We start from the raw sequence: 23,654 nt of genomic DNA on the forward strand, positions 1-23,654 counted from the left end.
ACGCTAATACGATCCGGCGGTCTTCGTCGTTTTCCCAGCGTGCGCACTGCTGTCAGACGGGAGAGGCAGAATCAGGTCTTCCGGTTCGATTCCCTCTCCCAGCCTGCCGTCCTTCTTTGCTGCGAGATAACGCCCGAGAAGTACGCCGAAAATGACGATGATGAGCAAGCTCCATCCGAAGGTGGTGCGCATGTAGTCGAATGCACGTCCAGCCGTGTCGAAACGGCCGGACAGCCATCGGTCGTAACAGGTGAAGCCGTAGATCGCTAGCCAGGCAGGCCAGTTGCGCAGCACTGAATTCTTCAGAACCACCGTCATCAGCAACGGGAACAGCAACATCGAGTAGTACATCTGGCCGAGGGACCCCAGCAGCCAGTGAGCTGTAAGAACCAACCCGGAGGTGGTGGCGATGAAGAACAGTCGGTCCTCACGGCAGTATTTGTACAGAATCCACAGGGACGCAAGAACCATGATGCCGAGCACTCCGCGTATGCCGAGAATGAGGAACTCCGGCAGGCCGTAGTAACGGCCGTTGCCGACCACGGCACTGTTGAAGTAGTCGCGTGATTGGAGTAGGTAGGGCGCGGTACGTCGTACGAAGTCCATGGGATCCACCGAGAGCGGCCACGCGATGGCAGTGACGACTACGGGCACACCGAGTGCTGTGATGAACACCTTCCACTGCCTGGTCATCAAAGGAATGATCAGAAGCGGCGCCAGTATGGGCTTCACGACGATGGTAAGGCCAATCGCAACACCCGCCCAGAGGTCTTTGCGTGAAAGCATGAATCCGATGAAGGCGACCTCACCGAGGAGAACGAATCCGTTGAAATTGGTGAATACGAGGGTATTCGTGACCGTTTCACTTGCGAACGCGGCGAACAGAAGGACCGGCGCTGCAACGGAGTTCATACCGTAGCCGAAGATCCTGAGCAGGATGTAGAGCGCGGCAATGATCGCGACGGCGCTGGCGAGGATGAACAACCACCGAGCTCGCTCGGGGTCGATCAGAGCAACGGGGGACAGCATCATCGTCGCGCCAGGCGGATATAGATAATGCGGGTCGACCGAGTCGAAGTTGGCGTTGTATACAGGTTCCTGGTTCAGGAACGCGAGGCCCGCGCGGTACACCGGAGTGAAGTCGTCGGTGATATCGCCGTTCACCGCCCGTACGAGCACACGATTGAGCACCGTCATGATGGCGAACGGCCACAGAGCGAACTTCACGACATCTGCAGTGGATCGACCGTTACGCGGCTCGAGGAAGCTTAGTGACACCCGCAGAACGGTACCTTGACCGCCACGCAGCGAGAACCGAGACACACCGCGAACCCGCGCCGGTCCTCACCGATCGGCAGTGGTCTGTGATGGGTACGCAGGGCTAGGCCGGGCAGGCGCTCCCGTCGGGCGGCAGCGCCGCATCGCTCGCGTAGGCGACCGCTGCGGATTGCGCACACTGCGACCCGCCGAGTACTGGGTGGCCAGCTCCCTGCCATGTCATCGCTGCTGCGCGGGTACCCGTCGACGCGAGCAGACCGGTGATGCTTGGGAATCCGCCGTTGCCGACCACTGGATCGGCCGCGCCACTGAGCTGCAGCACCGGAATGGCGAGATCGGAGGGCAGCGGGGAGGCCGGAGCCGTTGGCCACGACGAGCACGTCAATGCAGCCAAGGCCGCGTCTGTGCCGAAGACCGGGTACCGCTCGTTCCAAGACGATGCCGCGTCGCGGACGGCCTGCGGCGACGGCCATTGCTGACCGTCGGTGCAGCGTGCGACGAATTGCCCGTCGCTTCCGTACGCTGCAGCTGCCTTCGTGGCGAGCGACCGTAGACTCGCCGGATCGCCATTCGATGCAGCAGAAAGCGTGTCGGCCAGCGCCAAAGCGCGCTGGGACGGATCGCCGTCCGACGATGCCAATTCGTATGCGATGCCGTCGACCACGGCATGCGAGGAGACAGGAGCGAAAGCTCCCGCATTCGCAGACGCGATCACACTCTTCACCAATGCCAGAGGATCGCCACCCAGCGAGCAGTTCAACGCGACACATCGCTGCGTGAACGCCGCAAACGCAGCCTCGCGGCCCTGCGTCTTCTGCTCGGCACGCGTCATCTCGTCGACACCGATTCCTGCCGGCGAATCGAGTACCAGGCGTGCGAGGCGATCGGGGTAGGCGGCTGCGTAGGCCAACGCTGTCGATGCACCGTTTCCGGTGCCGACGATTCCGAGCGCGTCGACGCCCCACGCCGTGCGCAACTGTTCGAGGTCGTCTGCGGCGAAGCGAGTGGAGAACGCGAGTTCTTGAGGCTGCAAGATATCGGTGCACTCGATGGTCGCGTCTCGACCGGCAGCAACGGCACGGTCAACCGCGTCCCCGCCGGTGCGTTCGAACTGCCCGAGGTCGGCGAGTGGGTCTCGGGCCTCGGCTTTGATGCAGTCGACCGCAGTGGATCGACCGATGCCTCGACGATCGATCGCCACGATCGGGTGAGCGGCCAGCAGGGTCGAACTCTGGCCGGCGGCCATGTCGGCGAGAGTCTCGATCGACGCCATGTCCGATCCCGAGGTGAGGACGAGCGGCGCAGCATCCGCGGGAGTGCGGTCGAAGCGCGCACGCATAGCGCCCACCGAGAACGACCCGAACATCTGACCCGACGCATCGACCGGCGCCTCGAAATCTGAGCATTCGAGAATCAATCCCGGCGACCGAGCCGTCAACCCGTAGTTGTTCAGAGTAGTTCCGGTGCAGTCGGACCAGGGCAAATCTGTCACGGGAACCTGAAGGTCCGGTATTTCGGGCGCAGCATCTGCCGTGTTCTGCGCCGGTTGCCCGGGGGAGTTCTGCTCCACTGCAACGTCGGGGCGCTGGGATGGGCCCGCAGCACAGGCTGCGGCCGTCATAGCCAGGCACACCGTCATTGCGAGCAACGTTCGATTCTGCGTCACGCTGCGAGGCTATCTTTTATCGTCGACCTCACGCCGACGGCCGGTGTTTGACCCACCTCGTCAACAGCGTCCCGTCGTCATCGGCCACTACGTGCGCCCGGGTCATGCGGCGCATCGACGACGTGGACGAGTGCGAAATCCGTCCTGCACCACCGGCGACGAGAAGCGGCGCCGTGGTGAGACAGACGTCGTCGACTGCGTCGTCGTTCAGCAACTGGCCGAACAATCCTGGCCCTCCCTCGCAGAGGACTCGGTGCAGGCCGAGATCGTCGAGCGCGGCGAGAATCGCAGCGGTCGAGACGTTGTCCCCCGGTGTTTCGACGACGCGTGCACCTGTAGTCGCCAGTGCGCGGCGTGCATCGGGCGACGCCGATGCCGCGGTGACGACGATCGGAGGGACTTCGGTGTCGGTGAAGATACGGGCGTCCGGCGAAATGTGCGCCGAGGCCGTGACCACTACGACGGGCGGAATCGGTGCGAGCCCGAGTGCCGATCTTCGTTCTTGTTCGTCGGTGGAGAACCGAACACCGCCGTAATTCTCTGCACGGACCGTGCCTGCTCCGACGAGGACAGCATCGGCAAGGGTACGCAGAACAGTGAACACAGCCTGGTCGGCGGGAGTTCCAAGGCCGGCGGAGAGGCCGCCGGCAGTGACCGCGCCGTCGATGCTGGAGACGAAGTTCGCGCGGATCCACGGCCGCCGCGGTCGTGGGGGATATGCGTACAGACGCTGCAGGTCCGCATCAGCGAGCGGGCCTTTCCTCACACGCGACACGTCGCTCTCGGATGTGAAGTAGGTCGCAATATCCAATAGCTGCATAAGATAGATAAGACCACGTCGTTAGGCTCTTCCAATGCCCGCACGTCTTGTCGACCGCAATCCCGTCGTTCCATCCGATCAATTGATCGCGCAGATGGTGCCACCGGCCATGTTCGACGACGTCAGCTTTGCCTCGTATATTCCGGACCCGAACGAGCCCAGCCAGGCGGAGGCCGTCGCCAAAGCCGAGGCGTTCGCCCAGCGAGTCGTCAAGATCCGCGGTAACGGAGGCAAGCGTGGGCTCTTCGGCAAGAAGACGCCCGCGACCGGTGCGGGCCTGTACCTCGACGGCGGTTTCGGTGTCGGAAAGACCCATCTCCTCGCATCGATCTTCCACAGCGTTCCCAGTCCGAAGGCTTTCGGCACCTTCGTCGAATTGACTCATGTCGTCGGTGCACTCGGCTTCAACAAGGCGCTCGAAGAATTCTCGAACCACAGCATCCTGTGCATCGACGAGTTCGAGCTGGACGATCCGGGCGACACCATGCTCGTGTCTCGGCTGCTCTCGGAGCTCTCCGAGCGTGGCGTATCCATAGTCGCGACGTCCAACACGCTGCCAGGGCAGCTCGGTGAAGGGCGATTCGCGGCAGCGGACTTCATGCGCGAGATCAAGAAACTGGGTTCCATCTTCGAGTCCATTCGTGTCGACGGGCCCGACTATCGTCACCGCGACCTTCCACCAGCACCTGACCCGACATCCGAGCCCGAGCTGATCGAGCGGGCCGGAAACACCGACGGCGCTACCCTCGACGATTTCGACGAGTTGCTCGCGCACCTGAGCACGCTGCATCCCTCGCGCTATGGCAAATTGCTCGAAGGCGTCAGCTCGGTGTTCCTGAAGAACGTGCACCCCGCGGCGGATCAGTCGGTGGCGCTGCGTCTGGTCGTCTTGGCAGACCGGCTGTACGACGCCAGCATCCCGGTGACCTCGTCGGGTGGCAAGCTCGATGAAATCTTCACCGAGGAGATGCTCGCCGGTGGCTACCGCAAGAAGTACCTTCGTGCAACCTCGCGCTTGCTTGCGCTCTCGCGTTTCGCCGCTGTCGGCTGAAGTTCCTACACTGCGCGTTCCATCACGAAGTCGTCGTGTACCTCGGCTCCGACGGTGAACGTTTTGGTACCGACCTGTTCGAATCCCTGTTTGGCGTAGAACCGCTGTGCTCTGACGTTCTCCTGGTTCACGCCGAGCCACACGCCCGCGCACTGGTTTTCCGAAGCCAGTGCCAGTACGGCCTTCATGAGTTCGGTGGAAACTTGGCGACCGTGGTGTCCGGGGAGTACATACATCTTCGACAGTTCCATCGTCGGTGAACGCGTGAGTGCCCGAGCAATGTCCGGATCGGCGGGCTCGCCGTGAATCGTCATCGCGTATCCGACGATCGAGTCGTCTTCTCGCGCCGCGAGAATAGTGCGCATCGGGTCGTCCAGATAATCGCCGAACTTTTCCTGGGAGAGCACGTCGTCGATGAACGCTTCGATCGACTCTCGCGTCGAGCCAGGTGGGCACGCCAATGGGAACGTGACAGCTGCGACGTCCGCGAGTTGTTCCGCCTCCCAGAGTCCAGCCGGTCCCACGGTGACAGTCATAGGCGGTCCACCGCTTCCTTGGCTTCACGCAGTGGCAGGTCGGTTCTGGCGCGCAGCAGCTTGATGGCGGTGATCGCTTTCCCCTCGGCCTTGAGAGAGCGCAGCTTCGGAACGATGTCCTCCCACGCCCCGCTGTCGAGACCATTGCCTGCTCGGTAGGCGCCCAAGGTCGGCAGCAGATTGCCGCTCCCAACCGATTCGACAATGTCCTTGGCTTCGGTCAACCCGGCGCCGGTTCGTTCGCGAAACAATTTGATGGCGTGGATCTTTTTCTTCTCGCCGACGAGCCGGTAGATCTCGTCTCGTGCTGAGCTGTCGAGGCCCGCAAGCATGAGTTGTGCTGTGGCAGCGGGGTTCTTGCGTGGATTCTTGCGGGCGAGGAACCAGGCAGCGAGAACCGCTGCATCGATGAGGACCAATGCGACGATGAACCATCCCCAGGTGGGCATGAATCAAGTAGAACACTTGACTGGTTACATGCCCGCGAGTGGCACGATTTTCAGATTCTGGGACCGATTCGGGTGGGGAGTGAGAACAACTCGGACGCGGCGGCAAGGGTGCGCTCGGCCGCCCGATGTCGAGCCGGCGACAAGTCGTGGCCGGCGCCGGTGATCTGCTCGAATCCTGTCGTGCCCGGCACCATTGCAATGGCGTCTTCGAGTTCCGCCGGCGTACCGAAAGGATCCTTGGTTCCCGAAACGAACAGGCTGGTCATCGTGATGTCGGGTAGATGCGCTGTGCGTGCCTTCTCGGGCTTACCGGGCGGGTGAAGGGGATACGACATCAGCACGAGGCCCGCGGCGATGGCGCCGTCTTCGGCGGCCACCATGGAAGCTTGGCGACCACCGTAGGAATGTCCGCCGATCAAGATCGGCGCCGCGGTTCGCGCCCGGAGCACATCGACCGCTGCCCGCACGCTGTCCCTGTCAGCGGCAGCCCGGGATGGATGCGGGGGACCCGATGATCTCGCCTGTCGGAACGCAAGATCGAATCGCAGAACTGTCACGCCGTGTTGCGCAAACAGTTCGGCCACATCGACGAGAAGTTTCGCCGAACAGTTTCCGCCTGCGCCGTGGGTGAGCGCGAGAGACACAAGAGACTCGCCGCGCGGGGTGTGGAGGTAACCACGTACCCCGCCGTCGGCAATCTCCTGGGTCGGAAGGTCAGTCATCCGAGGACGTGTCGTCCTTCAACTCGCCGTTCTCGTCGACCATGTCCGCAAACGCGGTGCCGGAGACCATTCCGCCGGTGCCGGGCAGCGTCACTGTGGGCCGGGAGCCCGGTTCGTACTTCGAATCGATTTCTGCGGCCTTTTCCTCGGCCTCGTGTTCGGCTTTCTCATCGATCTCGGGCTCGGCGGTGTCAGGTTCGGTGGTCTCAGGTTCGGTGGTGTCAGGTTCGGTGGTGGCGGTCTCTTCGGCCATCGTGGCTGTTCCTTCCGATCGTGGGCTATGCCTCCAAGAGTGCACGTTTATGACGTAAATCACCACCGCGGATTACTCGGGAAACGAAAAAAGCGGCTCCAGCACGTGGCTGAAACCGCTTTCTTGGTGCGCGATACTGGGATTGAACCAGTGACCTCTTCCGTGTCAGGGAAGCGCTCTCCCGCTGAGCTAATCGCGCAGGTACAAAAAGGGAAGGTTGGGAACCTTCGCTTCTTCTGCGAGGTGGAGACGGGAATCGAACCCGTGTGCACGGCTTTGCAGGCCGTTGCCTCACCACTCGGCCACTCCACCATGGGCCCGGTGCATTCCGTCTACCCTGGTCCTCGAGCGGATGACGGGATTCGAACCCGCGACCCTCACCTTGGCAAGGTGATGCGCTACCACTGCGCCACATCCGCATGCGCCTCGGAAGCAGTTGCTGTCTCCGTGGTGCGTTGAAAACATTAGACTAACTTCTGACGAACTCACAAATCGCGTGGTCAAGCCTGTTCTTTGGTGATTTTCCATGGTCGTGGAGCTCGAATTGCGGCACAGCGGCGGGTTGCGAAATCCGGAACGGGCCGATTCGAGTTCCCGTTGGGGCGCGTGTTAATGTTTTGCCTCGTTCGGTCCCGTGGCTCAGTGGAAGAGCGTCCGCTTCACACGCGGAAGGTCGCTGGTTCGATCCCAGCCGGGACCACCGAAAGAAGAAAGCCTCACGCAGTGCATGCGTGGGGCTTTTTTTCGTCGGTAACCTGATGCAGTGACCTCAGACGACGCCCGCACCGAACAGAAGTCCAGTGACAGCGTGAAGTCCAGTGACAGTGTGAAGTCCCGTGACGATGACAGGTCCGGTGACGGTGTTCTCGATCGCCTCGCCGAGCGCAGACGTCAGGTTCGCGCGCGGATTGCCTCTAACCCCACGGTCGACCTCGTGTATCGGATAGCCGTTGCGGTGGTGGGGGTGCTCGTGCTCGGCGTCGGCATCGTCTTGGTTCCGTATCCGGGGCCCGGCTGGGTGGTCGTTTTCGCAGGTCTTGGCATTCTGGCGTCGGAGTTCACGTGGGCACATCGACTGTTGAAGTTCGCGCGTAGGTATTACGAGAGGTTCATGGACTGGTTCTCACGCCAATCTCTCGTCGTCAAAGGTGTCGGGGTTCTGCTCACCACCGCCGTAGTACTTGCGACGCTCTGGCTCCTCGGCACTTTTTCGCTCGCCGGTGGTTGGTTCGGTCTCGAGTGGAGTTGGCTGGCCAGTCCGCTGTAGTTCGAACACAACCTCGCGCCGTGCCGGGCGATGTGACGGCGAGTTCGTTGTGTACAGCCGATAGGCTGTCATCGGTCTTACCGACCGCGAATGACAATCGAGGAGTACACAGCCGTGACCATGCCCGCAACCGCCGTCTCGCCCGCCCGCATCATGGTGCCGGCAGGAACGACCGCCGGCACGGCGCTTCGGGACACGGGACTTCCCAACAAGGGACCCGACGCGATCGTCGTCGTTCGGGACGCCGACGGAACACTGCGGGATCTGTCGTGGGCGCCCGACGCCGATGTCGAGGTCGAGCCCGTCGCCGCGAACACCGAAGACGGTCGCAGTGTCATCCGGCACTCGGCCGCGCACGTGCTCGCGCAGGCCGTGCAGGAGTTGTTCCCCGATGCCAAGCTGGGCATCGGACCGTTCATCAAGGACGGCTTCTACTACGACTTCGATGTGTCGAATCCATTCACTCCCGAGGATCTGACGGCGCTCGAGAAGAAGATGAAGCAGATAGTCAAGGCGGGCCAGCGCTTCTCGCGTCGGGTGTACCAATCTATCGAGCAGGCGCGCGAGGAATTGGCGAACGAGCCGTACAAGCTCGAACTGGTCAACGACAAGTCCGGCATCGACGACCCGGAAATCATGGAAATCGGCGGCGGCGAGCTGACGGCCTACGACAACCTCAATCCGCGCACGGGTGAGCGAATCTGGGGCGATCTGTGCCGCGGCCCGCACATCCCGACGACCAAGTACGTTCCTGCCTTCAAACTGACTCGCAGCTCGGCTGCGTATTGGCGCGGTAACCAGGACAACGCCGATCTGCAACGTATCTACGGCACCGCCTGGGAATCGACAGAGGCCCTCGACAACCACATGGAGCTGCTGGCCGAGGCGGAACGCCGCGATCACCGCAAGCTCGGCTCCGAGCTCGATCTGTTCAGTTTCCCCGACGAACTCGGCTCTGGTCTTCCGGTGTTCCACCCCAAGGGCGGCGTGATCAGGAACGAGCTGGAGAACTACTCGCGCCAGCGGCACATCGAAGAGGGCTACGAGTTCGTCAACACCCCGCACATCACCAAGGGCCATCTTTACGAGGTGTCCGGTCACCTCGACTGGTACCGCGACGGCATGTTCCCGGCGATGCATCTCGACGCCGAACTCGACGAGAACGGCGAAGTCCGTAAGCCCGGTCAGGACTACTACCTGAAGCCGATGAACTGCCCGATGCACAACCTGATCTTCCGTTCGCGTGGTCGCTCGTACCGCGAGCTCCCGTTGCGACTCTTCGAGTTCGGCACGGTCTACCGCTACGAGAAGTCGGGCGTCATCCACGGGCTGACCCGTGTGCGCGGTATGACCCAGGACGACGCTCACATCTTCTGCACACGCGATCAGATGCACGGCGAATTGACCAGAGCACTCGAGTTCGTGCTCGGTTTGTTGAAGGACTACGGCCTCGACGACTTCTACCTCGAACTGTCGACTCGTAATCCCGAGAAGTCGGTCGGTAGCGACGAGGTCTGGGAAGAAGCGACCAACACACTCGCCGGGGTTGCGGCTGCGTCCGGCCTCGACCTGGTTCCCGACCCGGGCGGCGCCGCCTTCTACGGACCGAAGATTTCCGTGCAGGCGAAGGACGCACTCGGCCGCACCTGGCAGATGTCGACCATTCAGCTCGACTTCAACCTTCCCGAAAGATTCGAACTCGAATACACCGCGTCCGGGGGCGTCAAGGAGCGTCCGGTGATGATCCACCGAGCTTTGTTCGGGTCCATCGAGCGGTTCTTCGGCGTGCTCACCGAGCACTATGCGGGCGCGTTCCCGGCCTGGCTTTCGCCGGTTCAGGTTGTCGGCATTCCCGTTGCCGAGGTCCACCAGGACCACTTGTTCGCGGTTGTCGCAGAGCTGAAGAAGCGCGGCATCAGAGCCGAGGTCGACGCGAGCGATGACCGCATGCAGAAGAAGATATTCAACCAGACTGCGCAGAAAGTTCCGTTCATGCTTCTTGCAGGCGAACGCGACGTCGAAGCAGGGGCTGTCAGCTTCCGCTTCCGTGACGGCACGCAGGTCAACGGAGTACCGACTGCGAGAGCGATCGAGTTGGTCGCTGGCTGGATCTCCTGCCGCAACAACGCATCTCCCACTGCCACGGATTTCACAGAAAATACTGCCGCCCTCGTCACCGAAGATCAGGAGTGAGCTGACCATGGCCGAACAGGACGCGGCGATCGTCGACACCGGGCTCGGTGACCCCGATCGTCTGCAGAGGTTGTGGACTCCGCATCGGATGTCGTACATTGCCGAGGCTCCGGGCTCCAAGAATCATTCCAGCGAACCGTTCTCCGACATCCCGAAGATGAGCGACGAGGACGGACTGGTGGTTGCACGCGGTGAAGAGGTCTATGCGGTACTCAACTTGTACCCGTACAACCCTGGACACACCATGATCGTGCCGTATCGCCGAGTGGCAGCTCTGGAAGATCTCACCCGAGCGGAGAGCGATGAGTTGATGTCGTTCACCCAGCACGTGATTCGGACGATCAAAAAGGTCTCACGTCCACATGGATTCAACGTGGGGCTCAATCTCGGTGCTGCAGCAGGTGGTTCACTCGCGGAGCATTTGCACCAGCACATCGTGCCGCGGTGGGGCGGCGACGCCAACTTCATCACGGTCGTGGGCGGAGTCAAGGTGATGCCGCAGTTGCTTCGTGACACGCGGGCATTGTTGGCATCGGCCTGGAACGAATGAACAGAACACGACAAGGGGGTCCGCGGTGCTGAGCGTGTTCGGGCGGGCGCCGATGTCGAAGGTCACAGCACCTCTCGGCAAAGCGCTGAACAGCACAGGTCTGACTCCGAACTCGGTAACGGTGATCGGAACTGTGGCCTCCGTTGCCGCGGCGATCACCATGTTCCCCGCGGGCTATCTCTGGTGGGGCTCCATCGTCATCACGCTGTTCGTGCTCTTCGACATGCTCGATGGTGCGATGGCGCGAGCGCGTGGTGGAGGCACGAAATACGGTGCAGTTCTCGATGCCACCTGTGACCGCGTTGCCGATGGTGCGATCTTCGGTGGCCTCGCCTGGTGGGCCGTATACAGCGAGGACAACAAGCTGCTGTTGGTAGCCACGCTGATCTGCTTGGTCACCTCACAGGTGATTTCGTACGCGAAGGCTCGCGCCGAAGCGAGCGGCCTCTCCGCCGACGGCGGCTGGATCGAACGGCCGGATCGGCTTGTGATCGTGCTGGTGGGGGCGGGCCTCACCGGTGCCGGTCGTCATTTCGACGTACCGTGGCTCGACAGTGTCATCTATCCCGCGATGTGGGTGCTCGCCGTCCTCAGCGTCGTGACCGTCTTTCAGCGTGTTCTTGCGGTGCGCCGTTCCGAGGGTGCGCGCGACATCATCTTCAAGGCAGAGTCTCCGCCGAGCAGCGAACCCGAGGCTTCATGAACTTCGCCGAACGCGCCAGCGACGCAGGGTATGCCGCAGGGTGGCGATTGGTTCGGGGATTGCCCGACGGTATGGCCCGGCGACTGTTCGATTTCGGCGCCGACAAGGCTGCCGCGCGCGGCGGTGGACCACAGCAACTGCGCCGGAATCTGGCTCGTGTGCTCGGTGTGGCGCCGAAAGATGTGCCCGACGATCTGGTGAAAGCGAGTGTTCGCTCCTACGCTCGTTATTGGCGCGAGGCGTTCCGGCTGCCCTCGATGGATCTCGACTCGCAGGCCGCGGTCATCGACGGGTGTGTGCACGGGCGTGAGCATCTCGACGCAGCCATCGACGAGGGCGTCGGCGCCGTACTAGCGCTCCCGCACAGTGGAAACTGGGACATGGCCGGGATGTGGCTCGTGCGCTACTACGGACAGTTCTCGACGGTGGCAGAACGGCTGAAGCCGGAGTCGCTGTATCAACGATTCGTCGATTATCGGGAAAGCCTCGGTTTCGAGATATTTCCGCTCAGTGGCGGCGAAGTGCCGCCGTTCGCGGCATTGTCGGAGCGGCTGCGCGAGAACAAGGTCGTGTGCCTGCTCAGCGAACGCGACCTTGCGAAACACGGTGTGCCGGTCACGTTCTTCGGTGAGCCGACCAGGATGGCAGCAGGTCCGGCGAAGCTTGCGATCGATACAGGTGCCCACCTACTCCCCGTGCACTGCTACTTCGACGGTGACGGATGGGGATTCACCATCTCACCGCGGATCGACGTCGGCGGGGGAGTGGAGGGCGCAACGCAGCTGCTTGCCGACACATTTGCCTCCAAAATCGCCGAGCATCCGGCTGATTGGCACATGCTGCAGCCGCTGTGGCTGTCGGACCTGTCGGATTCGCGGCGCGCTCGAATCGAGGGCACATGAAGATCGGCATGGTCTGCCCGTATTCCTTCGACGTGCCGGGCGGCGTTCAGGCCCACGTGGAGCAGCTCGCCCGTGTGTTCATCGAGCGTGGACATCGTGTCAGCGTGCTGGCGCCTGCATCCGATGACACCGTCCTTCCCGATTTCGTGGTGTCCGCTGGTGAGGCACTGGCGATTCCGTACAACGGATCCGTAGCTCGGCTGCGGTTCGGGCCCGTCACCTATTCGCGGATACGAAAGTGGATCGCCGAGAACGACTTCGACGTCCTGCACATACACGAACCGAACGCGCCGAGCCTGTCGATGCTCGCACTCAAGGCCGCCGACGGCCCGATCGTGGCAACATTCCACACGTCCACGACGAAATCGTTGGTACTGAGTACATTTCAGGGTGTACTGCGGCCCTATCACGAAAAAATCAGTGGACGGATCGCCGTCTCCGAACTGGCGCGGCGGTGGCAGGTCGAGTCTCTGGGAAGCGATGCTGTCGAGATACCCAACGGCGTCGATGTGCAGTTCTTCGCCAGGGCGCCGATGCTTCCCGGCTATCCACGTCAGGGCGGAACGGTGTTGTTCCTCGGACGGTTCGACGAGCCGCGCAAGGGGATGGCTGTTCTGCTCGGCGCACTGCCGACGCTCGCGACGAAGCATCCGGACATCGAGATCCTGGTCGTAGGCCGCGGCGAGGAAGACAAGCTTCGTAAAGAAGCGGGCCCTCTCGCCTCGCATTTGACGTTCCTCGGTCAGGTCGACGACAAGGTCAAGGCCTCGGCAATGCGTAGCGCCGACGTGTACTGCGCACCCAACCTCGGGGGCGAAAGCTTCGGGATCGTGCTCGTCGAGGCGATGGCGTCGGGAACGGCGGTGGTAGCAAGCGAACTGGACGCTTTCCGTCGGGTGCTGCGGGACGGCGCTGCCGGAGTGCTCGTACCCATCGACGATTCCGAAGCGCTTGCGTCAGCGCTGGACACGGTTCTGTCGTCAGACGAGGTCAGGGCAGGTCTCGTCGAGTCGGCGAGGAGGGCGGTGGCGGACTACGACTGGCCGGTCGTCGCTGAACAGATCATGCGTGTCTACGAGACGGTGACCGTCATCGGTCGCAAAGTCCGGGCGGCCAACTGATGACGTTGTCTGCGTTGACCGTGTTGATTGTCGGACTGATAGCGGTTCTCGTCCTGATTGTCGGACTGTGGGCGTACGGAACAGCGAACAGGCTCGACCGTTTGCATGTTCGTACCGACCTGGCCTGGCAGTCGCTCGATTCGGCACTCGCGCGGCGCGCAGTGGTCGCGCGCGCGGTCTCTGCCGCCGTTCGCGCCAGTGTCGACCGGAGTCGGAAGCTCGCCTCGTTGGCCGATGCCGCCGAACGTGCGGACCGAGTTCACCGTGAGGGTGCCGAAAACGACGTGTCAGTTGCGTTGGCGTCACTCGATTCCGCAGATCTGCCGCCTCAACTTGTCGCCGAGCTCGCAGACGCGGAGGCCCGTGTACTCATCGCGCGTCGGTTCCACAACGATGCGGTTCGAGACACGTTGGCGCTACGGACCACCCTGCCGGTGCGGATCCTTCATCTCGGCGGAACTGCGCCATTACCGACGTACTTCGAGATCGCCGAACGATCGGCCTCGGAAACGTTCGGACACGAGGACAGAGCCGTGCAGCGCACGTCGTCGCGCGTCGTGTTGGTCGACGAACGCGGGCGGGTGCTGCTTCTACGCGGGCACGATCCCACTGTGCCGGAAATCTACTTCTGGTTCACGATCGGTGGTGCCGTCGAATCAGGGGAGAACCTGCGCGACGCTGCCGCCCGTGAAGTGCGTGAGGAAACCGGTTTGACGGTCGACCCGGCCGCGCTCAGAGGTCCGCTGTGGAGGCGTGTTGCGACTTTCCCTTTCAACGGCACATTGCTGCGCTCGGAGGAGCTGTTCTTCGCCTTTCGCACTCAGGAGTTCGAACCGGAGCACAGTGGATTCACCGATCTGGAACGCCGGACGGTCACCGGACATCGATGGTGTACCGAGGACGATATCCGTCTCCTCGCCGCAACCGGTGAGACCGTGTATCCGCAGGATCTCGCGGAATTGCTCGACGAGGTGAACATCGTTCTCGCAAGGCGAGTCGAGCCCGAAGTCCGCGCCATCCGCTGAAAGTGTGAGGGCCGAGGTAAAAGGGGTCCAGGCATTGCCGATTGGCTATGGAAACGAAGACCACTGCCGCCTACCATCGATCGCGCGCAGTATCGCATCGAATGCCTGCGCAGCACTGTTCCCACACATCAGGAGTTTGCCTTGAGTACCCCCATCGTGCCTGCATCCAACGAATCTGCGAGCGGTGATTCTGTGAGCGGAACCGGAACCGCCCGCGTCAAGCGCGGTATGGCAGAAATGCTCAAGGGCGGCGTGATCATGGACGTCGTCACCGCCGATCAGGCAAAGATCGCCGAGGACGCCGGAGCTGTCGCTGTCATGGCCCTCGAGAGGGTCCCCGCCGACATTCGCGCACAGGGTGGCGTGTCCCGGATGAGCGACCCGGACATGATCGACAGCATCATCTCCTCGGTCAGCATTCCCGTGATGGCCAAGGCTCGCATCGGACACTTCGTCGAAGCGCAGATCCTGCAGAGTCTCGGTGTCGATTACATCGACGAATCCGAGGTGCTCACACCCGCGGATTACGCGAACCACATCGAGAAGTGGAATTTCACCGTTCCGTTCGTCTGTGGTGCAACCAATCTCGGTGAGGCGCTGCGTCGGATCACCGAAGGAGCCGCGATGATCAGGTCCAAGGGCGAGGCCGGTACCGGTGACGTATCCAACGCCACTACCCACATGCGCAAGATTCGCGGAGAGATCCGCCGATTGACGTCGCTTCCCGAAGACGAACTGTATGTGGCAGCCAAGGAGTTGCAGGCGCCGTACGATCTCGTCGTCGAAGTTGCCCGCGCGGGCAAGCTCCCGGTCACCCTGTTCACCGCCGGAGGTATCGCCACACCTGCCGACGCCGCGATGATGATGCAGCTCGGCGCCGAAGGCGTGTTCGTCGGATCCGGCATCTTCAAGTCCGGCAATCCGAAGGAGCGTGCCGAGGCTATCGTCAAGGCAACCACGTTCCACGACGACCCCGATGTGCTTGCGAAGATCTCGCGCGGACTCGGTGAGGCCATGGTCGGCATCAACGTCGACGACCTTCCGGTAGGCCATCGCCTGGCCGAGCGCGGTTGGTGACCGAACTGATCAGGTTCGAGAGCGCGGCAGTATCGCGGGCCGCTCCGGATGGTCCCAGCGCACGGTGAAGTCGGGTTCGGGCCCCTCACGTGCGTCGGAGTACTCCTCGTAGAACCGTAGGAGCGGCTCGATCGTCCAGTGCTGATCGCCTCGAGTCTGCCGTCGTAGTGCACCTGGACTGAGCTGCAGGTGCACTACGGCCGAGGGGTCGGCGATGCGCCCCAGCATCATCGGTCCGGCAATGATCAGGACCTGGTCCGATGCGGCGACCACCAATTTTGCTCGGGCAGATCGGTCTGCTGCTTCGTCCCACAATCGTGGAAGATAGCTGCCTCGCCCGTTCGATGCGAGCGGCGAGACGATTTCCCGATGCACTGCGTTGAAGTCGAACCATGCTGTGCGATAAGACAACTCATCGGTATGGGAGTATTCGAAGCGCAGTGACGCCGGGCGCACGAAATCATGAAGATCGATTACGTCACATGCCCGGCCGGTGCTCTGTACACGTCGGCTGACGCGGTGCGCGAACTCGACGGGGTCGGCGGCGTCTGCGCCGTCGACAACCGCAATGGACCGCTCTCGGACCGGAATTCGATCGACGACGCTCTCGACGAGCACGTCGGGAAAGATCGGCAGGGGAGCCGTGAAATCCGGGCGCGGGGGATCGGAGTTGAGCACCGGTCCATCTTGTCAGCCCGGGGGTGTTGTTAGCCTTCACCGGCAGCGACAAGAAAGGTGCACCATGGCCAGCATCGAGGACATACTCGAACTCGAACGCATCGAGAACGACATCTTTCGCGGTAGAACGTTTCCGAGTCTGCTTCAGCGCACATTCGGTGGTCAGGTCGCAGGCCAAGCACTCGCGTCCGCCGTGAACACCGTGAGCGAGGACTTTCGGGTTCACTCTCTGCACGGGTATTTTCTCCGTCCCGGTAACCCGACGGAGCCGACGGTCTATCTGGTCGACCGTATCCGCGACGGCCGCTCGTTCTGCACTCGGCGTGTCACCGGACTGCAGGACGGCAAAGCAATTTTCACAATGTCCGCGTCGTTTCACGTCGAGGACGAGGGTATTTCTCATCAGGACACGATGCCGAGAGTGGTCGACCCGGAAAGCCTTCCCGATCCGCGTGACCTGCCGGACTTCGACAATTCCTTCTACGAGGAATGGAACGAATGGGATATCCGGAGGATTCCCGACCATCAAACCGAGAAGCACCCGAGCTTCGCGGCTCAGCAGCGCGTGTGGTTTCGCTACCGAGATCGCCTTCCGGACAGTCAGGTCTTCCACGTCTGCACGTTGGCTTACATGTCGGATATGACTCTGATCGGATCTGCGAAGGTGCCGCATCCGGGTGTGGTGACTCAGACGGCGTCGCTCGACCACGCCTTGTGGTTTCTGCGGCCCTTCCGCGCCGACGAGTGGTTGCTGTACGACCAGACGTCGCCGTCTGCGGACTTCGGTCGAGCGCTGGCTCAAGGTCGCATCTTCGATCAGCAGGGTCGGATGGTTGCGGCAGTGGTCCAGGAAGGGCTCATGCGTATCGAACGCGACAAGACCAAGACGATCTCCGACCCGTTCGTGCCGAAGTGACCGGTCCGACCATCGGTGTCCTTGCATTACAGGGCGATGTGCGCGAACACCTGGCGGCGCTGAGGTCGAGCGGGGCGACCGGTGTCGCGGTGCGTCGACCGCAGGAACTGGATGCGGTCGACGGGCTGATCATTCCCGGCGGGGAGTCCACGACCATGAGCAATTTGCTGTCGGTGTTCGATCTCCTCGAACCGTTGCGCGCCCGGTTGAAGGACGGGCTTCCCGCCTACGGCTCGTGCGCGGGCATGATTCTTCTCGCGAGCGAAGTACTCGACACCAGACCCGACGCGCAGCATCTCGACGGTCTCGACATCACCGTGCGTCGCAATGCATTCGGCCGGCAGGTGGACTCGTTCGAGACCGACCTGGAGTTCGCGGGCATCGTCGGCGACCCGGTCCGCGCGGTGTTCATTCGAGCGCCGTGGGTGGAACGGGTCGGTCACGGCGTCGAGGTTTTGGCCGAGGTTCCGGACGGACCCGCAGCGGGGCGCGTGGTGGCAGTGCGGCAGGGTGCGATCATGGCAACCAGCTTCCATCCCGAAGTGACAGGCGACAGCCGCGTTCACGAATTGTTCGTCGACCTGGTTCGTTCCAGGTAAGCGATGTGCCGGTGACGCGCTTGCGAGATCCCGCGGACTCATCGAGACCATCGAACCTCTGAAGCGCTACCTGCAACTCACTACGGTTGTGCACGCGTAAACTACGAAAACACTTTGATCTGTTCGGTACGAAAGGGGCTCCATCGTATGAGCGGCCACTCCAAATGGGCCACCACCAAGCACAAGAAGGCGGTGGTCGATGCAAGACGCGGCAAGTCGTTCGCCAAGCTCGTCAAGAACATCGAGGTGGCGGCTCGCACCGGTGGCGGCGATCCGGTGGGTAACCCGACGTTGTTCGACGCTATCCAGAAGGCGAAGAAGACGTCCGTTCCCAACGACAATATCGAGCGCGCCCGTAAGCGCGGCGCAGGAGAGGAAGCCGGGGGCGCCGACTGGCAGACCATCATGTACGAGGGCTACGGACCCAACGGTGTCGCTGTGCTGATCGAGTGCCTCACCGACAACCGTAATCGCGCCGCAGGCGAGGTTCGTATCGCGATGACCCGCAACGGCGGCAACATGGCTGACCCGGGATCGGTGTCCTACCTGTTCTCCCGTAAGGGTGTCGTGACGCTGGAGAAGAACGGCCAGAGCGAGGACGACGTCCTCATGGCGGTCCTCGACGCCGGTGCCGAGGACGTCAACGACAACGGTGACACCTTCGAAATCGTCAGTGAGCCCACCGACCTGGTCGCCGTTCGAACAGCATTGCAAGAGGCAGGCATCGACTACGACTCCGCCGAAGCCAGCTTCCAGGCGTCGGTCAGTATCCCAGTCGATGCCGACGGGGCACGCAAGGTGTTCAAGCTCATCGACGCGCTCGAGGACAGCGACGACGTTCAGAACGTGTGGTCGAACGTCGATCTCTCCGACGAAGTGATGGCCGAGCTCGACGAGGAATGATCCCGGCGGGGGTGTCGCACGCGGGAACTCGTTGCTGATTCCGATACGCTATCGAACAACAGTTCGTAAGCGAATGGGAGACAAGTGTGCGAGTGATGGGCGTCGACCCCGGTCTCACCCGGTGCGGACTGAGCTTGATCGAAGGTGGGGCGGGTCGTAGTGTCATCGCGCTCGATGTCGATGTCGTGCGTACGCCCGCCGACATGGACCTCGCGCAGAGACTGCTTCGGATCTCGGAGGCTGCCGAGTACTGGTTGGACACGCACAAGCCGACCGTCGTCGCGATCGAGCGAGTGTTCGCGCAGCAGAATGTCCGCACAGCCATGGGTACGGCTCAGGCGGGGGGAGTTATCGCTCTGGCAGCTGCGCGACGCGGAATCGATGTGTGCTTCCATACGCCGAGCGAGGTGAAGGCTGCCGTCACCGGTAACGGCAGCGCCGACAAAGCCCAGGTCACCGCGATGGTTATGCGTATCCTCGGTCTGCAGACCGCTCCCACCCCCGCTGATGCTGCCGATGCGTTGGCGTTGGGGATCTGTCACTGCTGGAGAGCCCCGATGATCGCGCGAATGGCCAAGGCCGAGGCGATGGCGGCGGAACAGAAACGTAAGTACGAGGCGCGCCTGGCCGAGGAGCGAAAAGCGCGCGCTGCTGCGGCCAAGAAGCTCGAACGTGCCAAGGCCAGCAGCGCGAAGGCCGGCAGCGTCAAGAGAGAGGCAGGTGCCCGATGATTGCGTCGATACGCGGCGAAGTTCTCGACATCGCACTCGATCACGCCGTCCTCGAGGCCTCCGGTGTCGGATATCGGGTGAACGCAACCCCTGCCACGCTCGGAACTCTCAGTCGCGGCTGCGAATCGCGGCTCTTGACGACGATGATCGTGCGTGAGGACTCGATGACGCTGTACGGCTTCGAGGACAGTGAATCGAGGGACCTGTTCTCGCTGTTGCTCAGCGTCTCCGGCGTCGGACCGCGCATTGCGATGGCGACCTTGGCTGTTCTCGATCCGACCGCGCTGAGGTCCGCGCTGGCCGACGGGAACATCACCGCACTCACCCGTGTGCCCGGCATCGGAAAGCGCGGTGCTGAGCGAATGGTGGTGGAACTGCGGGACAAGGTCGATGCCATTTTCGGTAGCGGTGGGGGAGCGTCGTTCACGTCGGGGTCCGTCGTCGCCAATCCGGTGCGTGAGCAGATTGTCGAGGCACTTACCGGCCTGGGGTTCCCCGCGAAGCAGGCGGAAGATGCCACGGACGCAGTGCTCGCAGCGCAACCGGACGTGTCGACGTCGGCAGCACTGCGATCAGCTCTGGCCTCTCTGGGCAAAAGCAGATGACAGAAGAATCGGAGTTCGAGAACTCCGGCGTCGATCACTCTGGGGTGAGTGCCGAGGCCATCCCGGAAGATCTCGACGTCGAGACGAGCCTGCGTCCGAAATCGCTTACCGACTTCATCGGTCAGCCGCGGGTACGCGAGCAGTTGCAGCTGGTCCTGACCGGCGCAAAACTCCGAGGTGGAACCCCGGATCACATTCTGATGTCCGGCCCACCCGGGCTGGGAAAGACGTCGATGGCGATGATCATCGCGCAAGAGCTGGGAACGTCGCTGCGGCTCACATCGGGACCGGCGCTGGAACGCGCAGGCGATCTGGCGGCGATGCTCAGCAACCTCGTCGAGGGTGACGTGCTGTTCATCGACGAGATACACCGCATCGCCAGGCCCGCGGAGGAAATGCTTTACCTGGCGATGGAGGACTTCAGGGTCGACGTCATTGTCGGCAAGGGACCGGGTGCCACATCCATCCCACTGGAGGTTGCGCCGTTCACCCTGGTCGGAGCTACTACCCGATCGGGGGCGCTCACCGGCCCGCTGCGAGATCGCTTCGGATTCGTTGCGCACATGGATTTCTACGAGCCCGAGGAGCTGGAACGGATTCTGCTGCGGTCAGCGGGGATCCTCGGCGTTCCCATCGACAAGGCGGGCTGCGCCGAGATCGCGGGTCGATCGCGTGGCACGCCCCGCATCGCCAACCGTCTGCTGCGTCGGGTTCGTGACTACGCCGAAGTCCGCGGCGACGGCACCGTCACGAAACAGACAGCGCAGGAAGCGCTCATTGTCTACGACGTAGACCATTTGGGTCTCGACCGACTGGACCGAGCGGTACTCAGTGCTCTGATCAGAAGTTTCGGCGGAGGCCCCGTAGGAGTGTCCACGTTGGCCGTCGCGGTGGGCGAAGAGCCTGCGACGGTGGAAGAGGTGTGCGAGCCATTCCTCGTTCGGGCAGGCATGGTGGCGCGAACGCCTCGGGGGCGTGTGGCAACCGCCGCCGCATGGAAACATCTTCGTCTCGTCCCGCCTCCGGACCTTGCCATCGGTGGTATTTCCGTCCGAACCAACGAAGCTCAGCAGGACTTATTCGAATAATCTGCTGATAATCGGCAGTTGGCGGATAGATCGAGTGCGGAGTAATGGCACACTGGGACGAACGCGTGGCACCGATAGACCGCCGCAACCTTTTCGACACCGACACTTTTAGGACTGACGTAGAAGATGGAACTGCTATTCCCGCTGCTGATCGTGGCATTGCTCGTGCCGATGTTCCTCAACGTGCGCAAGCAGAAGAGAGCGCTGGCCAGTACCCAGTCGCTGCAGAATTCGCTGAAGATCGGTGATGAGGTAGTTACCACCGCAGGACTGTATGCGCGTGTCGTTCTGGTCGAGGACGACACCGTGGACCTCGAAATCGCCGACGGTGTCATCACCACGTGGTCACTCGCCGTCGTTCGCGAGGTCCTGCCGCCGGAGAGCGAAGAAGAGTTCACTGCCCCCGACGACCTGTCCGGAATCGAAGGCGCGGGCACCGCATCGCCGTCTCTCGAGAAGACGAATCTCGATAAAGCGCCCGTTGACGAGACCGTCGAGCAGACTGCGCGTCGTCTAGAAAAAGAGTGATCCGAAAATGACCGCCGCCGCTGTCGGAGAAAATTCCGGCAGCGGTTTCGCGTGCCGGGGTCAAGTCGTCCGGTTCGTCTGGAATACGTCGACGTGACCGGTTCGGACATGCTCGCTGTTCGGATTGCACGTTCATCAACTGCCAAGAGGAGAATCACACACCGTGGCACCTTCAAGCGGATCGGTGCATCCATCCCGCTATCTGGCCCTGTTCGGGGTGCTGATGGCAGTCGTGTTTGCGCTGGTCTTCTTCACCGGAGACAAGTCGCCCGAGCCCAAACTCGGAATCGACCTCGAGGGCGGCACGAGAGTGACGCTGACTGCGCGTACCCCGGACGGCAGCGCGCCGAGCAAGGACAGCCTCGAGCAAGCGCAGCAGATCATCACCACCCGCGTCGACGGTCTCGGAGTCGCCGGGTCCGAGGTGCTCATCGATGGCGACAACCTCGTGATCACAGTTCCCGGTGACGACAGCTCCCAGGCTCGGACCCTCGGCCAGACAGCACGCCTGTTCATCAGGCCGGTCATTTCTGCGACCCAGCCGTCCGCGGGCCAGCCGTCCGCGGGCCAGCCGTCCGCGGGCCAGCCGTCCGCGGGCCAGCCGGCGGCGGGCCAGCCGTCCGCGGGCACCGAAGCCACTCCGACGGGTGATGCGCCCGCGGCCGAGACCCCGGCTCCCGCCGGTGACGCGGTTCCGCAGGGACGCCCGTTCCCGGCGCAGGATCCGAGCACGGTCGATACCAGTCCTGCGAGTCCGGCACCGGGGGATCCAGCGGCCACCCAGACGCTCGACCCTGCCGCGACGGCCACCGACGATCCCGCGGCTCCATCGGCTACCGGCACCGAAGCCGAGCAAGCTGCAGACCAGATAACCGAGGCCAAGGCGCTGCGCCAGAGCGAGGACCCGCAGGTTCAGCAGGTCGCGTCGGCGACCATCGATTGCAATGCGCCCGATCCACTGCAAGGTAACGACGATCCAGCGCTTCCCCTGGTGGCGTGCAGCACCGATGGAACGTCCGTGTATCTCCTCGGTCCGAGCATCATCGACGGCCAGCAGATCGCCGACGCATCCTCAGGATTCAACTCACAGCAGTCACGCCACGAGGTCAGCTTGACCTTCGACTCCTCGGGCAGCAATACCTGGGCTCAGTTCACCGGGTCCAACATCGGCAAGCAGGCCGCGTTCACGCTCGACTCGAAGGTTGTCAGCGCTCCCCAGATTCAGGGAGCCACACCTGCTGGCAGCGCGACGTCGATCACCGGTCAGTTCACGGCACAGAGCGCGTCGGAGTTGGCCAACACATTGAAGTACGGATCGCTGCCGCTCTCGTTTGCCTCGTCCGAGGCCGAGACGGTCTCCGCCACGCTCGGACTTGCATCGCTCGAGGCCGGACTGCTCGCCGGCGCGATCGGTCTTGTGCTCGTCCTCGTCTACTGCCTGGTCTACTACCGCGCGCTGGGCTTCCTGACCGCGCTCTCGCTGATTCTCGCGGGTCTGATGGTCTACGGCATCCTTGTGCTTCTGGGTCGATGGATCAACTTCACGCTCGACCTCGCCGGAATCGCCGGTCTGATCATCGGAATCGGAATGACTGCCGACTCGTTCGTCGTCTTCTTCGAACGTATCAAGGATGAGATCAGGGAGGGCAGAAGCTTCCGCTCTGCTGTGCCGCGCGGTTGGACACGAGCCCGCAAGACCATCCTGTCCGGTAACGCCGTGAGCTTTATTGCAGCTGCGGTGCTGTATGCGCTGGCCGCCGGGCAGGTTCAGGGATTCGCATTCACCCTCGGTCTGACCACGATCCTCGACGTTCTCGTCGTCTTCCTGGTGACGTGGCCGTTGGTCAACCTTGCATCCCGATCCAAGTTCTGGTCCAAGCCCGGGGTGAACGGTCTCGGAGCAGTTGCCGAGATCGCACAGGAACGCAGGCGCGCCGCCGCTCGAACCACGGCGGGCAAGGCAGCAGCCAACGCATCTACGAAGGGGGCCTGA

Annotated in this window: 25 protein-coding genes and 4 tRNA genes; 18 read left to right on the top strand and 11 right to left on the bottom strand. The window is 62.6% G+C overall.

Translation table 11 applies throughout. The features are described 5' to 3' along the window. Positions 1 to 3: 3 nt before the first annotated feature. From QMK17_RS19270 to QMK17_RS19280, 3 genes are all read right to left on the bottom strand, one after another. Positions 4 to 1,278, bottom strand: coding sequence for a glycosyltransferase family 87 protein (locus tag QMK17_RS19270; RefSeq protein WP_283510906.1), 1,275 nt, complete (start codon positions 1,276 to 1,278; stop codon positions 4 to 6). Between the two features lie 103 nt (positions 1,279 to 1,381). Then, a complete protein-coding gene (locus QMK17_RS19275; protein ID WP_283510907.1) occupies positions 1,382 to 2,944 on the bottom strand; it encodes an alpha/beta fold hydrolase in 1,563 nt (520 codons plus the stop codon). Between the two features lie 28 nt (positions 2,945 to 2,972). After that, on the bottom strand, positions 2,973 to 3,764 hold the full coding sequence (locus QMK17_RS19280) for a pyrimidine reductase family protein (RefSeq protein WP_283510908.1): 792 nt from the start codon (positions 3,762 to 3,764) through the stop codon (positions 2,973 to 2,975). Between the two features lie 34 nt (positions 3,765 to 3,798). On the opposite strand from QMK17_RS19280, the gene zapE reads away from it, so the two are divergent. After that, positions 3,799 to 4,815: a cell division protein ZapE gene (zapE, locus tag QMK17_RS19285; protein WP_283510909.1), complete on the top strand. Its 1,017-nt coding sequence runs from the start codon at positions 3,799 to 3,801 to the stop codon at positions 4,813 to 4,815. 5 nt (positions 4,816 to 4,820) lie between these two features. Here the strand turns inward: zapE and QMK17_RS19290 are convergent, their stop codons facing one another. The 7 genes from QMK17_RS19290 to QMK17_RS19320 all read right to left on the bottom strand — a co-directional run bounded on the left by QMK17_RS19290 (position 4,821) and on the right by QMK17_RS19320 (position 7,194). Further along, complete coding sequence (locus tag QMK17_RS19290; RefSeq protein ID WP_283510910.1) at positions 4,821 to 5,351, bottom strand: GNAT family N-acetyltransferase; 531 nt, start codon at positions 5,349 to 5,351, stop codon at positions 4,821 to 4,823. Further along, a complete protein-coding gene (locus tag QMK17_RS19295; protein ID WP_283510911.1) occupies positions 5,348 to 5,800 on the bottom strand; it encodes a ribosomal protein L7/L12 in 453 nt (150 codons plus the stop codon). Before QMK17_RS19295 ends, QMK17_RS19290 begins: the two co-directional genes overlap by 4 nt. Before the next feature lie 50 nt (positions 5,801 to 5,850). After that, on the bottom strand, positions 5,851 to 6,522 hold the full coding sequence (locus QMK17_RS19300; RefSeq protein ID WP_283510912.1) for an alpha/beta hydrolase family protein: 672 nt from the start codon (positions 6,520 to 6,522) through the stop codon (positions 5,851 to 5,853). Then, positions 6,515 to 6,775: a hypothetical protein gene (locus QMK17_RS19305; protein WP_283510913.1), complete on the bottom strand. Its 261-nt coding sequence runs from the start codon at positions 6,773 to 6,775 to the stop codon at positions 6,515 to 6,517. The genes QMK17_RS19300 and QMK17_RS19305 overlap by 8 nt, the downstream gene beginning before the upstream one ends. A 124-nt stretch (positions 6,776 to 6,899) precedes the next feature. Continuing rightward, positions 6,900 to 6,974 (bottom strand) — tRNA-Val (locus QMK17_RS19310). A gap of 42 nt (positions 6,975 to 7,016) precedes the next feature. After that, a tRNA-Cys gene (locus QMK17_RS19315) sits at positions 7,017 to 7,087 on the bottom strand. Between the two features lie 35 nt (positions 7,088 to 7,122). Next, positions 7,123 to 7,194, bottom strand: a tRNA-Gly gene (locus QMK17_RS19320). Positions 7,195 to 7,403: 209 nt separating this feature from the next. Between QMK17_RS19320 and QMK17_RS19325 the strand changes: the two genes are divergently transcribed. The 9 genes from QMK17_RS19325 to pdxS all read left to right on the top strand — a co-directional run bounded on the left by QMK17_RS19325 (position 7,404) and on the right by pdxS (position 15,613). Next, positions 7,404 to 7,475 (top strand) — tRNA-Val (locus QMK17_RS19325). Positions 7,476 to 7,682: 207 nt separating this feature from the next. Beyond that, on the top strand, positions 7,683 to 8,042 hold the full coding sequence (locus QMK17_RS19330) for a TIGR02611 family protein (protein ID WP_442972801.1): 360 nt from the start codon (positions 7,683 to 7,685) through the stop codon (positions 8,040 to 8,042). A 114-nt stretch (positions 8,043 to 8,156) separates the two neighbouring features. Continuing rightward, positions 8,157 to 10,235 (top strand): threonine--tRNA ligase, encoded by a 2,079-nt coding sequence (gene thrS / locus QMK17_RS19335; RefSeq protein ID WP_283510988.1) that lies wholly within the window; start codon positions 8,157 to 8,159, stop codon positions 10,233 to 10,235. A gap of 7 nt (positions 10,236 to 10,242) precedes the next feature. Then, complete coding sequence (locus QMK17_RS19340; RefSeq protein ID WP_283510914.1) at positions 10,243 to 10,785, top strand: HIT family protein; 543 nt, start codon at positions 10,243 to 10,245, stop codon at positions 10,783 to 10,785. A gap of 25 nt (positions 10,786 to 10,810) precedes the next feature. Next, positions 10,811 to 11,488, top strand: coding sequence for a phosphatidylinositol phosphate synthase (gene pgsA / locus QMK17_RS19345; protein ID WP_283510915.1), 678 nt, complete (start codon positions 10,811 to 10,813; stop codon positions 11,486 to 11,488). Then, positions 11,485 to 12,390 (top strand): phosphatidylinositol mannoside acyltransferase, encoded by a 906-nt coding sequence (locus QMK17_RS19350; RefSeq protein ID WP_283510916.1) that lies wholly within the window; start codon positions 11,485 to 11,487, stop codon positions 12,388 to 12,390. Before pgsA ends, QMK17_RS19350 begins: the two co-directional genes overlap by 4 nt. Continuing rightward, the gene (locus tag QMK17_RS19355; protein ID WP_283510917.1) at positions 12,387 to 13,511 is read left to right on the top strand and encodes a glycosyltransferase family 4 protein; all 1,125 of its coding nucleotides are present in this window, start codon (positions 12,387 to 12,389) and stop codon (positions 13,509 to 13,511) included. The genes QMK17_RS19350 and QMK17_RS19355 overlap by 4 nt, the downstream gene beginning before the upstream one ends. After that, on the top strand, positions 13,511 to 14,536 hold the full coding sequence (locus QMK17_RS19360) for an NUDIX hydrolase (protein ID WP_283510918.1): 1,026 nt from the start codon (positions 13,511 to 13,513) through the stop codon (positions 14,534 to 14,536). Before QMK17_RS19355 ends, QMK17_RS19360 begins: the two co-directional genes overlap by 1 nt. 156 nt (positions 14,537 to 14,692) lie before the next feature. Beyond that, positions 14,693 to 15,613, top strand: a complete 921-nt coding sequence (pdxS, locus tag QMK17_RS19365; RefSeq protein ID WP_283510989.1) for a pyridoxal 5'-phosphate synthase lyase subunit PdxS — start codon at positions 14,693 to 14,695, stop codon at positions 15,611 to 15,613. 9 nt (positions 15,614 to 15,622) lie between these two features. Here the strand turns inward: pdxS and QMK17_RS19370 are convergent, their stop codons facing one another. After that, positions 15,623 to 16,291 (bottom strand): hypothetical protein, encoded by a 669-nt coding sequence (locus QMK17_RS19370; protein WP_283510919.1) that lies wholly within the window; start codon positions 16,289 to 16,291, stop codon positions 15,623 to 15,625. A 64-nt stretch (positions 16,292 to 16,355) separates the two neighbouring features. Here QMK17_RS19370 and QMK17_RS19375 point away from each other — a divergent pair, with 64 nt between their 5' ends. The 8 genes from QMK17_RS19375 (at position 16,356) to secD (ending at position 23,654) form a co-directional block, all read left to right on the top strand. Beyond that, the gene (locus QMK17_RS19375; RefSeq protein ID WP_283510920.1) at positions 16,356 to 17,207 is read left to right on the top strand and encodes an acyl-CoA thioesterase; all 852 of its coding nucleotides are present in this window, start codon (positions 16,356 to 16,358) and stop codon (positions 17,205 to 17,207) included. Further along, positions 17,204 to 17,806: a pyridoxal 5'-phosphate synthase glutaminase subunit PdxT gene (gene pdxT, locus QMK17_RS19380; protein ID WP_283510921.1), complete on the top strand. Its 603-nt coding sequence runs from the start codon at positions 17,204 to 17,206 to the stop codon at positions 17,804 to 17,806. The genes QMK17_RS19375 and pdxT overlap by 4 nt, the downstream gene beginning before the upstream one ends. A gap of 147 nt (positions 17,807 to 17,953) precedes the next feature. Further along, the gene (locus QMK17_RS19385; protein WP_283510922.1) at positions 17,954 to 18,709 is read left to right on the top strand and encodes a YebC/PmpR family DNA-binding transcriptional regulator; all 756 of its coding nucleotides are present in this window, start codon (positions 17,954 to 17,956) and stop codon (positions 18,707 to 18,709) included. Positions 18,710 to 18,795: 86 nt separating this feature from the next. Next, the gene (gene ruvC, locus QMK17_RS19390) at positions 18,796 to 19,440 is read left to right on the top strand and encodes a crossover junction endodeoxyribonuclease RuvC (RefSeq protein WP_283510923.1); all 645 of its coding nucleotides are present in this window, start codon (positions 18,796 to 18,798) and stop codon (positions 19,438 to 19,440) included. Further along, positions 19,437 to 20,045 (top strand): Holliday junction branch migration protein RuvA, encoded by a 609-nt coding sequence (gene ruvA / locus QMK17_RS19395; protein WP_283510924.1) that lies wholly within the window; start codon positions 19,437 to 19,439, stop codon positions 20,043 to 20,045. Before ruvC ends, ruvA begins: the two co-directional genes overlap by 4 nt. Continuing rightward, positions 20,042 to 21,133 carry a Holliday junction branch migration DNA helicase RuvB gene (ruvB, locus tag QMK17_RS19400; protein WP_283510925.1) on the top strand — a complete coding sequence of 364 codons (1,092 nt, stop codon included), beginning with the start codon at positions 20,042 to 20,044 and terminating at the stop codon, positions 21,131 to 21,133. Before ruvA ends, ruvB begins: the two co-directional genes overlap by 4 nt. A gap of 126 nt (positions 21,134 to 21,259) precedes the next feature. Next, complete coding sequence (gene yajC, locus QMK17_RS19405) at positions 21,260 to 21,661, top strand: preprotein translocase subunit YajC (RefSeq protein ID WP_283510926.1); 402 nt, start codon at positions 21,260 to 21,262, stop codon at positions 21,659 to 21,661. A gap of 163 nt (positions 21,662 to 21,824) precedes the next feature. After that, positions 21,825 to 23,654, top strand: a complete 1,830-nt coding sequence (gene secD, locus QMK17_RS19410) for a protein translocase subunit SecD (RefSeq protein ID WP_283510927.1) — start codon at positions 21,825 to 21,827, stop codon at positions 23,652 to 23,654.

The sequence above is a fragment of the Rhodococcus sp. G-MC3 genome, assembly GCF_030063335.1.
Classification (GTDB): domain Bacteria; phylum Actinomycetota; class Actinomycetes; order Mycobacteriales; family Mycobacteriaceae; genus Rhodococcoides.

What these genes read in the sequence shown, in the direction of transcription:
- QMK17_RS19355 (WP_283510917.1), top strand. Translation starts at nt 12,387, where the DNA reads ATGAAGATCGGCATGGTCTGCCCGTATTCCTTCGACGTGCCGGGCGGC.
- QMK17_RS19280 (WP_283510908.1), bottom strand. Translation starts at nt 3,764, where the DNA reads ATGCAGCTATTGGATATTGCGACCTACTTCACATCCGAGAGCGACGTG.
- QMK17_RS19295 (WP_283510911.1), bottom strand. Translation starts at nt 5,800, where the DNA reads ATGCCCACCTGGGGATGGTTCATCGTCGCATTGGTCCTCATCGATGCA.
- QMK17_RS19305 (WP_283510913.1), bottom strand. Translation starts at nt 6,775, where the DNA reads ATGGCCGAAGAGACCGCCACCACCGAACCTGACACCACCGAACCTGAG.
- QMK17_RS19340 (WP_283510914.1), top strand. Translation starts at nt 10,243, where the DNA reads ATGGCCGAACAGGACGCGGCGATCGTCGACACCGGGCTCGGTGACCCC.
- QMK17_RS19375 (WP_283510920.1), top strand. Translation starts at nt 16,356, where the DNA reads ATGGCCAGCATCGAGGACATACTCGAACTCGAACGCATCGAGAACGAC.
- zapE (WP_283510909.1), top strand. Translation starts at nt 3,799, where the DNA reads ATGCCCGCACGTCTTGTCGACCGCAATCCCGTCGTTCCATCCGATCAA.
- ruvA (WP_283510924.1), top strand. Translation starts at nt 19,437, where the DNA reads ATGATTGCGTCGATACGCGGCGAAGTTCTCGACATCGCACTCGATCAC.
- yajC (WP_283510926.1), top strand. Translation starts at nt 21,260, where the DNA reads ATGGAACTGCTATTCCCGCTGCTGATCGTGGCATTGCTCGTGCCGATG.
- QMK17_RS19300 (WP_283510912.1), bottom strand. Translation starts at nt 6,522, where the DNA reads ATGACTGACCTTCCGACCCAGGAGATTGCCGACGGCGGGGTACGTGGT.
- QMK17_RS19290 (WP_283510910.1), bottom strand. Translation starts at nt 5,351, where the DNA reads ATGACTGTCACCGTGGGACCGGCTGGACTCTGGGAGGCGGAACAACTC.
- QMK17_RS19360 (WP_283510918.1), top strand. Translation starts at nt 13,511, where the DNA reads ATGACGTTGTCTGCGTTGACCGTGTTGATTGTCGGACTGATAGCGGTT.
- ruvB (WP_283510925.1), top strand. Translation starts at nt 20,042, where the DNA reads ATGACAGAAGAATCGGAGTTCGAGAACTCCGGCGTCGATCACTCTGGG.
- QMK17_RS19350 (WP_283510916.1), top strand. Translation starts at nt 11,485, where the DNA reads ATGAACTTCGCCGAACGCGCCAGCGACGCAGGGTATGCCGCAGGGTGG.
- QMK17_RS19385 (WP_283510922.1), top strand. Translation starts at nt 17,954, where the DNA reads ATGAGCGGCCACTCCAAATGGGCCACCACCAAGCACAAGAAGGCGGTG.